The 10,803-nt window shown below is 57.3% G+C and carries 7 protein-coding genes and 1 tRNA gene; 6 read left to right on the top strand and 2 right to left on the bottom strand.

Annotated elements, in window-relative coordinates; genetic code table 11:
- The first annotated feature begins 357 nt into the window (after nucleotides 1-357).
- The 5 genes from WCI03_14270 to WCI03_14250 all read left to right on the top strand — a co-directional run bounded on the left by WCI03_14270 (nucleotide 358) and on the right by WCI03_14250 (nucleotide 9,417).
- Nucleotides 358-1,476 carry a uroporphyrinogen decarboxylase family protein gene (locus tag WCI03_14270; protein MEI8141017.1) on the top strand — a complete coding sequence of 373 codons (1,119 nt, stop codon included), beginning with the start codon at nucleotides 358-360 and terminating at the stop codon, nucleotides 1,474-1,476.
- A gap of 11 nt (nucleotides 1,477-1,487) precedes the next feature.
- Nucleotides 1,488-4,160: an alpha-L-rhamnosidase C-terminal domain-containing protein gene (locus WCI03_14265; protein ID MEI8141016.1), complete on the top strand. Its 2,673-nt coding sequence runs from the start codon at nucleotides 1,488-1,490 to the stop codon at nucleotides 4,158-4,160.
- Nucleotides 4,161-4,256: 96 nt separating this feature from the next.
- On the top strand, nucleotides 4,257-7,646 hold the full coding sequence (locus tag WCI03_14260; protein MEI8141015.1) for a hypothetical protein: 3,390 nt from the start codon (nucleotides 4,257-4,259) through the stop codon (nucleotides 7,644-7,646).
- Entirely contained in the window at nucleotides 7,646-8,404 is a 759-nt protein-coding gene (locus tag WCI03_14255) for a hypothetical protein (GenBank protein ID MEI8141014.1), read from the top strand. Before WCI03_14260 ends, WCI03_14255 begins: the two co-directional genes overlap by 1 nt.
- Before the next feature lie 95 nt (nucleotides 8,405-8,499).
- Nucleotides 8,500-9,417 (top strand): cation diffusion facilitator family transporter, encoded by a 918-nt coding sequence (locus WCI03_14250; GenBank protein MEI8141013.1) that lies wholly within the window; start codon nucleotides 8,500-8,502, stop codon nucleotides 9,415-9,417.
- A 19-nt stretch (nucleotides 9,418-9,436) separates the two neighbouring features.
- On the opposite strand, the gene WCI03_14245 is transcribed toward WCI03_14250, so the two are convergent.
- On the bottom strand, nucleotides 9,437-10,060 hold the full coding sequence (locus tag WCI03_14245) for a nucleotide exchange factor GrpE (GenBank protein ID MEI8141012.1): 624 nt from the start codon (nucleotides 10,058-10,060) through the stop codon (nucleotides 9,437-9,439).
- A gap of 386 nt (nucleotides 10,061-10,446) precedes the next feature.
- On the opposite strand from WCI03_14245, the gene WCI03_14240 reads away from it, so the two are divergent.
- Complete coding sequence (locus WCI03_14240; protein MEI8141011.1) at nucleotides 10,447-10,713, top strand: CopG family antitoxin; 267 nt, start codon at nucleotides 10,447-10,449, stop codon at nucleotides 10,711-10,713.
- A gap of 8 nt (nucleotides 10,714-10,721) precedes the next feature.
- Here the strand turns inward: WCI03_14240 and WCI03_14235 are convergent.
- Nucleotides 10,722-10,803, bottom strand: a tRNA-Leu gene (locus WCI03_14235).

Here is a 10,803-nt window from a genome sequence, read left to right as displayed (position 1 = left end):
CAAGGGACCGGAAACCCCTCACCCTAGCCCTCTCCCTCAAGGGGAGAGGGAATGGTGGAGTGATCAAACTAACTTAGTCGTTAACTTAGTCGCTAACTTCGTCGGACTGGAATCGACAAAGTTAGCGATTAAGTTAGCGACGAAGTATGAGTGTCAGGAGGAGTCGAGTAAGTGGATCGGTTAAGGGTATCCGGTTAAGGGTATTCGGTTAAGTGTACGAGAAAGTGTGGCACGTACACTTAAACGCAACACTTAACCGGATACGCTTAAACAACCGAACTCTTCCTTTTGGTTCTGGAGATGACGGGATGTCTTGTATATGATTAAATTTAGTGCATCAAGAATGGAGACATGTAGATGAATAATAGGGAACGGACTCTGGCGGTATTACGGTATCAATCTTACGACAGGTTGCCTGTCGTGCACTTCGGCTTCTGGGGCGAGACCTTGGACAAGTGGGTCGCTGAAGGGCATTTAACAGCGGTCGATGTGAAGGGCTCCGGCGACGGCAACGACGTCGAGCGCCGGTTGACCACCAAGTTAGGCTTCGACTTCAACTGGCAGACTATGTTCTACACGAAAGGCGGACCGCTACCGGCTTTCGAGGCGAAAGTCATTGCCGAATTTCCTGATGGGAGCCGGCATGTGCTTGATGGCGATGGGGTGGTCACGGTGCAGAGCCCCGGTGCAGGGAGCATTCCTGCCGAAATTGACCACCTTCTGAAAGACCGCGCGTCATGGGAGGAGCACTACAAGTGGCGCTATCAGTGGTCGGAGAAGCGGGTTGACCTGGCCTTGTTGGAGCAACTCAAGACACAGAAACGGGATAACCCGATTGGCCTCCACTGCGGCAGCCTGATGGGCCATATCCGCAGCGTGCTGGGGGTTGAGGGGCTGAGTTATCTCTACGTGGACGACGAGCCGCTCTACCGCGAGATCATTGATACGGTGGCGGATACCTGCTACCGCAACGTCGAACTGGCCTTGAAGCTCGGAGTGGGGGCCGGGTTCGACTTCGCGCACTTCTGGGAGGACATCTGCTACAAGAACGGGCCGCTGGTCAGTCCGGACGTCTTCCGCGAGTGCGTGGGGCCGCATTACAAGCGCATCACGGATCTGGTCAAACGGCACGGTATTGACATCGTCTCGTTGGACTGCGACGGCTGGATTGACTCCTTGATCCCCATCTGGTTCGAGAACGGCGTCAACACCATGTTCCCGATCGAGGTCGGCACGTGGGATGCGTGCATCGCGCCATGGCGCAAGCAGTATGGCAAGGAACTGCGTGGCGTGGGCGGCATGAACAAGACGGTCTTTGCCCATGACAAGGCGGCGGTGGATGCGGAGATCGAACGGCTACGCCCGCTGATTGAGTTGGGTGGCTACATTCCCTGTCCCGACCACCGCATCGCGCCCGACGCCAAGTTTGAAAACGTTTGCTATTACACCGAACAAATGCGCAAGATTTTCGGCTAAGGAGACATAGGATGGCACAGGTAATGGTGGAGACGCTTGATGTGTCCGGGGTTTTGCCGCCGGGCTGTTTGTATGCCCGCGGGCGGTTCGCGTTCGATCTCAAGGCCCTGCCGCCGGAAGGGCGGCTGCGGATAGCGGCGCGGCAATGGGGACGGGTGTGGCTCAATGGCGTGCCGTTGGGCCAGCTCTATGTCCACAGCCATGATGACGAATGGCGCTACCTGGAGTTTGACCTCCTGCCGCATCTGCGCGTTGGGCGCAATGTGGTGGGCGTGCTGCTGCATAGCTGGGGGGCACCCGGAATCCATATCCCCGGGACGCCACCGCCACAGCCGGTCTGGCTGCGCGCCGAAGGGCATGTCGGCGGAGTTGATTTGTCCACTGTCGCCGGCTGGTGCTTTGCCCCGGCGGACGAATTCCTGCCCGCGCCGCGTCATAATGACTTGATTGGCCACGAGGAGCTTCGCGACTTCCGACGGGAGGAGCCGGACTGGCTGCTGGCTTCCTACGATGACAGTGCCTGGCGCCCAGCCTCGCCCTGTCGGCAGGCCCCGGCCAGGTTCCTTCCCGCGCCGCACCGGCTGCTGCGCGAGGAGAGCCATGTCCCGACCCGGATCGTCGAGCAGGGCGGGTATTGTCCGGCTTGGGCGGCCCAGTCGTTCCCGCCCTCGCCAAGCCATGCCTGGTGGCGGATTTGCCCGGCGCCATCGCCCCGGCCGTTGCACTTCTTCCATGGATACCGTCTGGGCTCCAGATTGCTGGTGGATGGGCAGGAACAGGAATTGCCTTTGTTCCCCCGCATGGAGTGGGCCATCATTTATGGCTCAGTCGTTTTGGAAGCCTCGGGGAATGCCCATGAAATCCAAGGCTCCTTCCCGAAGCAACCGGAATTGCCCTATGCCGCGCCGATTTTGCCGCTCGCTTTCGGGTGGGCGCAAGTGCCGGAGGGCGGTGACCGTATCGAATGGGCGGTATCGCCCGAGGGGCCGTGGACGGAGGGGCGCCTTGAGCCCGACCGGGAACACCAGTTGATGCTCGACCGGATCGAGCCCCGGCGGCTCTGCAGACTCGGGACGGACGGCGTGGTGGATCTGAGCGTGGCCGACGAGACTGTGGCCTTGGTTTTTGAGTTCCCCCGGAGCATCACGATGCTGCCGGTGCTCGAGTTCGCCGACGCCAGCGCTGGGGTTGAGGTCGAACTGGTCTACAGTGAGCGGCTGAGTCCCATGCCCGGCCTCCGTTTCCCGGCCGTGTACCGGGACCGCGCGATTCTGCGTGCCGGGCCGCAAACCTGGGACGTGGCGCTGCAATACAAGTCTGCCCGCTATCTGGAGGTGATCATCCGCGCACCCGGCGGCTTTGCCCGGTTGCGGCGCGTAGCGGCGGTTTATCGTCATTACGACTACGAGGAAACGGGACGGTTCGAGAGTAGCGAGCCGCGGCTGAATGCCATCTGGGAGATCTGCCGGAACACCATGGAGGCCGGTTCGCAGGATTTCATCATGGACGGTCCATGGCGCGAGCAGTTGCTGTATATCGGCGACAACATTGTGCACAACCAGGCGGCCTATCATCTATACAGCAACCTTGAAATCATCCGCTGGCAGCACGAGCTTTATGCCCAGGGCCAGATGTCGGACGGGATTTTCCAGCCGAACCAGCCCTGCCGCACGCCGCCCGATCAATACCGGTTGCTGGACCAGACGATTCTCTGGCCCATTCAACTGGAGCATCACTGGCAGCACACGGCCGACCGGGAGTTCATCGGCGGACTGCTTCCCAATGTGGTGCGTCTGCTGGAGGGTTTCCAGAGTCTCTTCGGGGGTGGCGCGGGCGGGGATCTGCGTCTGCGAGGTCTGACCGGGTGGAACTGGGTGGATCATCCGGGGTTGCTCGATGGTTGCGACATGCGCTCGATCCGGCACGATGGCATTCCCTCCGCGATCAATATGCTCTACCTGATGGCGCTGCGGTCCGCGGCGCGGTTATTGCGCGAATGCGGGGGGGCGCCTGGGGAACTTGAACAAGCCGGACAATTCGACAGGGTGGGGCAGAAGTTGGCCGCGGCCCTGCGGGAGCACCACTGGGATGGAGGCCGCAAGGTCTATGCCGACTGCGTGGTGGAGGGGCGGCCGTCGCCCGAGGTCAGCCTGCATGTCAACCTGCTGGCGATTCTGGCGGGCCTCGCCGAGGCCCCGGCGGAACTTCTGGCACGGACCTGGAAGCAGTCAGGTGTGTTACAGCCCTGCGGGGTCTTCTTCCACATCCATCTGCTGGAGGTGTTGCACCGTCTGGGTGAACGGGAAGCGGTGCTCCGGGAGATTCGGCAGCAATGGGGCGCATTCCTGGATGCCGGCCTGACGACCACGCCGGAATTTACGATGCTCAACGACGACTGGTGGTCGAGTGTCGGGCATCCGTGGGGCGCGTCGCCGGTTGTCTACCTGATCCGGACCATCGCGGGTCTCTCCCCGCTGGAGCCGGGCTGGAGCCGGGTGGCGGTCAATCCGTTCCTGGGGGATTTGCGCAAGGTGCGGATAACAGTGCCGACGCCGAGAGGGCTGATTGAGGCGGAGTATAGCCGGACCGAAAGCGGAGTGGCAGGTCGGATTACCGTGCCAAACGGCGTACAGGTGCAGATCATGGATCCCAAACGGATGCTGTTGGAAATCCTTCGTCGCTAACTTAATCACTCTTGTATTGACGGAAGGGCGATCTGGTCATAAATTGACCGTATAACTATTATCATAATAATGGATCGACTGAATGGAATAGATGATATGAATACACTCGTTTTGAATAGTCCTCTCTTTGCCGACTGGGCGGAGCAGTATGTCCGGTTGTATCTTGCCGGGGTCAAGCCGGGAACGGCCATGGGTCTGACCGTAAATGGCAGGCCGGCTGAGTTTCAGTACACTGGCGCCGTCACCCGGAATGGCGCGGAGATTCTGGTTAAGCTCGGCTTTGCCAAGGGGGAGAAGAAGGAATTGATGACAGTGGGCGGTGGGCAGTGGGCAGTGGGCAGTGCGCAAAATCAGAAAAGGATAGAGATTTCAATGCGTGAAGGTGTGGCCGTCGGCGTGCCTGGCCGGGAAGTTCGTATTCCAGCACTGTTTACTGTCAACTGCCCACTGCCCACTCTGCCCCCCGCTATTCCCGGGCCGTTTGCGGGATTTGCGGGAAGGGCGATGACCAGTGAGATCCGGTGCGAGGCGGCTTTCGAAGGGGCGAGCCTGGCGCAGACGAATGATGGCGCGCTGTTCACCGATTACGAACTGCAGTATCGGTTCGCCGAAAACCGTCGCTACACCTTGAACTTCCGCTGTTACAAGCACGACTCGTATATCGAGGTGTGCGAGACGTTCTCCCTGGGTATGAATGCGGAACTGGTGTGGACGCTGAATCCTGCGAAGCAGTTCACGCACATCATCAGCCGCGATAGCTTCGAGGGGGATAGTCAGCCCACCGTTGAGCCGCTTGGAGCCGAACATCCGCGCGACGTGCTCTGTCGCCTGCAAATGCCGGTCCTGACCGAATACTTCATTCCCAACAACCGCGGCTGGTTCTGCTTCTTCGACGAGCGCAATGAAAGTCGCGGGATGGTCGGCATTCTCGGCCTCTACGGTGCCAAGTGGGAAGAGCCCGTCACCAACATGCCCGAGTTATTGGACAAGGGCGGCACGGTGGAATGGCACTCCTCGCTCGCCAGTGGGAAGCGGTATTGGTTGCTGTATGCGGGGGCGGTGGAGAAAGGGTATCAGCAGGCAGTGGGCAGTGGGCAGTGGGCAGCGGGCAGTGGACCCACTCCGCATTCCGGACTCCGTACTTCGGCTGATGGGCGGTTCGTATTCCACCGGTTGCATGCTGAATTCAATTCGTTGAGGCTGGATGAACATCTGGATCTGGCCGGGGAGGGGAATTTCGATGATTCCTGTGCCACGGCGCCGGGCGTGTTCGCGGTGGGCGATTACCATGCGGCGGCGCGGCAGCGGCTTCAGGAATACCCCTGCCTCGGGCAGGTTCTGCCGTCGCCCGAAGCCTGGATGCAGGCCAACGGCAGCATGCATTTGTCCAGCTATCGTTATCTGCTGGAGCCGACACCGGAGAACGCGCAGGCGCTCTATGGCCACTTGATCGGCCGTTTTGAACGATGGGTGCGGCAGTTCCAGGGCTACCGCACAGGCGAGAACGATTACATGAAGAATGTGATCGGCTTCTCCCGCTACCTGCGCGGCATGCTGCTTGGCTACGAGCAACTCCGCCGGGATGGGGTGTTGTCCGATGAGCAGGTCCGGCAGTTAAATGCCTATTTCTCCTTTGCCGCCCGCCGTATCCTTGACGAAGGGCGCTGGCCCCACTCGCGCACCATGCTGCATCCGGATCATCCCGAGTCGAGCCGAGACTTCTACACCTACGGCGGCGAACACAAGCCGGACCGGCTGGCGTGGACGAACTCGCTGCCCAATTTTCAGGGTGATCCAATGTGCGCTCTGGCGCACCTGTCGGCAGTCTTCAAGGATCATCCCGACGCCAACATGTGGCGGCGTTTCGCCCTTGACGACATCGATCGCCAGCTCGACGCCTATTGTGGTAAGAGCGGGGCGTGGGAGGAATCCATCAACTATGCGCTCTATACCTTCTCCTACCTCATCATCACCTTCAAGGCGGTGAAGGAACGCTGGGGGCTCGACTATTTCAACGATGAACGCGTGCGGCGGTTTGTCGGCTGGCTCTGCCACTTCTTTGGGCCGTATGACAAACGCTTCGACGCCTACACCTGGCCGGGCATCGGCAACGCCGTGGTGCCGCAGAATCAGGCCGAGTACCTGTTGTGCTACGCGGCCGAATTGAAGGATGACGATCCGCTCAAGAAGGACTGCCTCGCCATCTGGCAACTCTGCGCCGAAAAGTGTCGCCCGGGTGAGCACTATCCGGTCGTGATGGCCGCGATGGCTCCTCTTCACGCTTCACGCTTCACGTCTCACATCTCACCCTTCACGAGTGAGGTCATGGACGAAGTGGGGGTGGCCTTGCGGGATCGGCATACGCAGCCCGACGAAAGTTACCTTTTCCAGAAGATCGGTTTCGCCAAGGATCATTACGAGGCCGATGAGACGGCGTTCAACTGGTACGCCAAAGGCACGCCGCTGTGCATGGACTACGGCACCTATACGGGGGATGTGGGTGTGGGCGGAGCGCATAACGTGGTCGAGATTCCCGACGAGGATGGCCTGCGGCGCGGCTACCTGGCAGATCACCTGTTCACCCCGGCACTGGACTACACCCGCTGTGAGGTGCCGGTGACGCTCAAGTTACTCTGGGGCAAGGTACGCAGTTTCGCCGAGGTTGAAAACAAGGACGGTAAGATTGATCGCACCAAGACGCCGTATTTCTATATCGGCGACAAGAATCCGGTTGGCCCGAAGACCTGGAAGGTTCGGCAGCTGCTGTTCGTTAAACCCGATTACACCGTGCTTTTTGACCGCGTGTATGGCCGGATACCGCACCGCTACAATCTGCATTTTACCGGCACCGATATTCGGCGCGAGGGGCAGTGCATCACGGCGAAAGGCCGCTTCGACCTCGATCTGTTGGCCTATGTCCAGCATCCGGCGGAGTTCGAGATGGAGACGGGGGAGTTGATTCCGAACCATCCCGACAAGCGGCATTCCCAGCACTACTTCCGGCTATACAACAAGGCCGACGGCATCTACCGGACGATCCTGTTTGCCCGGGAACGCGGGCGAGACGTCCATATTGAGTCGTGCGGTTGCAGCGGCATGAAGGTGGTCACGCCGGACTACACCGACTATGTCTGGCTCCATAACGATGTGGTGGACGAAAGGTGGACGCCGACGTCCCCGGCGGCGTCAGACGGTGGCAAGGACAGTGCGATCCATTTCATCGGTCGTGCCGGTTGGATCCGTCGCACGAAGGATGGGCGCATTCAGGTGTGCCTTGCGGATGGGGAATTAATCCAGGCGTTTGGCCTGCGCTTTGAAGGGCGGGGTCCCTGGAGTTACGACGGTGAAGGAGTTGGGCGGGTTCAGCTCAATGGCGGCGCCCCCAGGGTGGTACAGATTTCAAAGGTGAAAATATCATGCACACCAAGTCATGAGGCGTTGATACCCAATGTTCCTTCCGAGAATGTTCTGAAACCATCAGAATAATGAAGAAAAACTTCTGGTTGTGGGTGGGGTTGATCGTGCTACCATGGACGGTGCTGGCGTCATCTTTGCCGGATTGGCAGGTCATGAGATCCCCGCATTTTCTGGTCATGCATCGCGGTGACGAGGCCTTCTCCAAAAGTGTTTCGGATAAAGCTGAGTCTTATTATACCGCTATTGCAGTGGATCTGGGTTTTACGCGGTATCAAAATTTCTGGGTGTGGGATAACCGGGTGAAGATTTTGATCTACCCGACGGCCCAGATGTTTACTGAGGCCTGCCAGGCTCCGGTCTGGGCTGTCGGGCGGGCCAGTTATTCCCGGCACGAGATTGCCAGTTACCAGCAAAGCGGGGGTGGTTTTTTGAATTCACTGCTCCCGCATGAACTGTCGCATCTAATCCTCTCCGATTATATTGGCCATGACCGCGTACCCTTGTGGCTGACCGAGGGGTTTGCACAATGGGAACAGGAAGGCCGGAAATCGGTCGGCTTTGCGTCGGGCCAAGGATTTAAGTTAAAAGATCTGGTGGTCGCAGACATTCGGCAGGATTCCGATTCGCAACGAGTGGCAATATTCTATGCGCAATCTGCCAGTTTGGTGGGATTTATGATTAGTACTTATGGGGGGACCTCCTTCGGCTCTTTCTGTAAAGCTTTGCGTGACGGAAAGACAGTTGAAGCGGCGCTTACGGCCACGTATTCATCCGACATTCCCTCCCTGGATGTACTAGAACAGCAATGGATCAAATCATTGCGATGAGAGGGGGATTAGGGCCTCTTTACCGCTGGCAAGATGCCTGCTATTATCCTGTGAAATAAAACCTGTCCACTTATTCTGTTTTGTAAGGATCGTTTATGGAGCGAGACGAAAAAAGTGATCGGAAAGAAAGATTTGATCGGGCGGAGCTCGTGATCTGGGTCGGCTTCTGGATCAATGCGTTTTTGATGGTGATGAAGCTGGCGGCTGGTTGGTTCGGGAAGTCTGAGGCGGTGTTTGCAGATGGTCTGGAGAGCATGTGTGATTTTTTTGCGATCACCTCGGCTATGGTGGCCTTGCGGATGGGGCGAAAGCATTATGATCAGCAGCATCCTTACGGGCACGGCAAGGCCGAGAGTATTTCCGCCATTTTGGTAGGGTTGTTAATTCTGGCGACGGGTTTTGGGATTGTTTGGAAAGCCGCTGATGCGGTTTTGAATCATGCGCTTGAGACCCCCGCCATGATGGCCGTCATTGCCGCGGCCCTTACCATTGTCATTAAAGAAGGGCTGTGCCGCTATACTTTGTGCATCGCAGGTAACCTTGGAAGTCCCTCCGTAATGGCTGTGGCCAAGGATCATCGCAAGGATGCCATCACCTCCATCGCCACACTCATTGGTGTGACGGGTGCCTTTCTTGGTTTCAGGATTATGGATCCCCTTGCGGCCGCCCTCTCGGCCGTGTTTATTGTTCGGATCGGTTGGCAGACGCTACGTCCTGCAGTGGAAGATTTGATGGATGCCTCGTTGCCGCCGGAGTTGTTGGCGGAAATGAGCCGGACGGCTGCCGGTGTTGACGGGGTGGCCGGAATTCATGAAATCCGCGGGCGCCGCTCCGGCCAATATGTGATTGTGGATTTGAAGCTGGAAATGGATCCATTAATGACGGTCAAGCAGTCCCATGATATTGCCGCCAGCGTTAAAAGTCATTTATTTGGCCAGTTTCCGAACATCGGGGACGTGATGATTCACATCAATCCCCGTGATGAAGCGCATGAAGATCTGACTCGTTTGTAATGAAGACAGAATTCAATAATCAGGATTCTGTTGACTGCCCGCTGTCGCCTGCCTGCTGGTTACTGTCTTCCGAGTTCTGACTGCTGGCCTTCGCCGGTCCGGTTGAGACAATCACTTGTGAGGCGCGAAGGAGGTAGGTGCCGAGTTTATAGCCCTTACGCGTCTCGTCGATGATGACGCCTTCAGGGTGTTCCTCGGAGGCAATTTGGGTGACACATTCATGGTAATTTGGATCAAAAGCCTGATCCTTGGTCTCGATTGGGGTCACGCCGGCTTTTTCAAGGTTTGTTTGAAATTGTTTCAGGATGCCTTCAAAGCCCTCGAGGACGCTATGTTTGATGTGATGGTGGCGGGCTGCTTCCAGACCCATTTCGAGATGATCCACGATGGGGAGCAGGTCGTGAAGAAGTTTTTCTGCCGCCCGACGTGACATGTCTTCGCGATCCCGCAGGGTGCGCTTGCGGAAGTTATCAAAATCAGCTTGCAGGCGTAGGAGGCGATCCTTCAGCGTGGCAATTTCCTGATCTTTAGGCTCGATGGCCGGTGATTCGACGACGGGTTCGACAACAGGCGTCAATACAGGGGTGGGCTCTTCCGCAGCGGGCTGAGGCAACTCGTGTTCTGGATGGTTTTTCTTACTCATAGCGTCTTTTACTTCTATAAATGGGCGGGGAGAGACTTGATTCAATTACTTTCACTTCGGAATGAATATAACCAAAGTAGACCGGAATGGGCAAGCATAGAGGCAGGCGCAAGATGAGCACCGTTTACGAAAATGGTTTTGCCATCCGGGAATTGACCAACCTGTCCGGTTACTATGTTCAGACTTCCTGTTATGTTGAGCTCAACATAACAGGAAGTCTGAAATTTAGGAAGTGCTGTGGGATAAACGATATATCATTGCCGCATCCATTTGATCCCTGAAGAAATGGGGATATTCAACCAATCTTGTTCGGCAAAGATGATTGACTGAAAACGCGGTGCGGTTTCACGATCCAGATCATTCAAAAGATTACCAGAGGTGACATTATGAGAACACATTACGACTTCTCGAAAATGAAGGGGCGAAAAAATCCCTATATCGGCCGCTTGAAACAACCAATTACCATCCGGTTGGATAAGGATACGGTATCCTACTTCAAGGGACTCGCGACTGAGTTGGGAATGCCATACCAGAACCTGATCAATCTCTACCTCCGGGATTGCGCCTTCAGTCACAAAAAACTTGAACTGAAATGGGCATGTCGAATAAAACCCAATAAACCAGTTAAAACCCCAATAAAACCTGCGTTATAGAGGGGTTATGGGCGGGGGGGGACTTGAACCCCCAAGCCTTGCGGCACAAGATCCTAAGTCTTGCGTGTCTGCCAATTTCACCACTCGCCC

The organism is bacterium, from assembly GCA_037143175.1.
Lineage (GTDB): Bacteria > Verrucomicrobiota > Kiritimatiellia > CAIKKV01 > CAITUY01 > JAABPW01.
The sequence above is the reverse complement of the archived record's forward strand: the minus strand, read 5'-3'. Positions and strand labels throughout refer to the sequence as shown.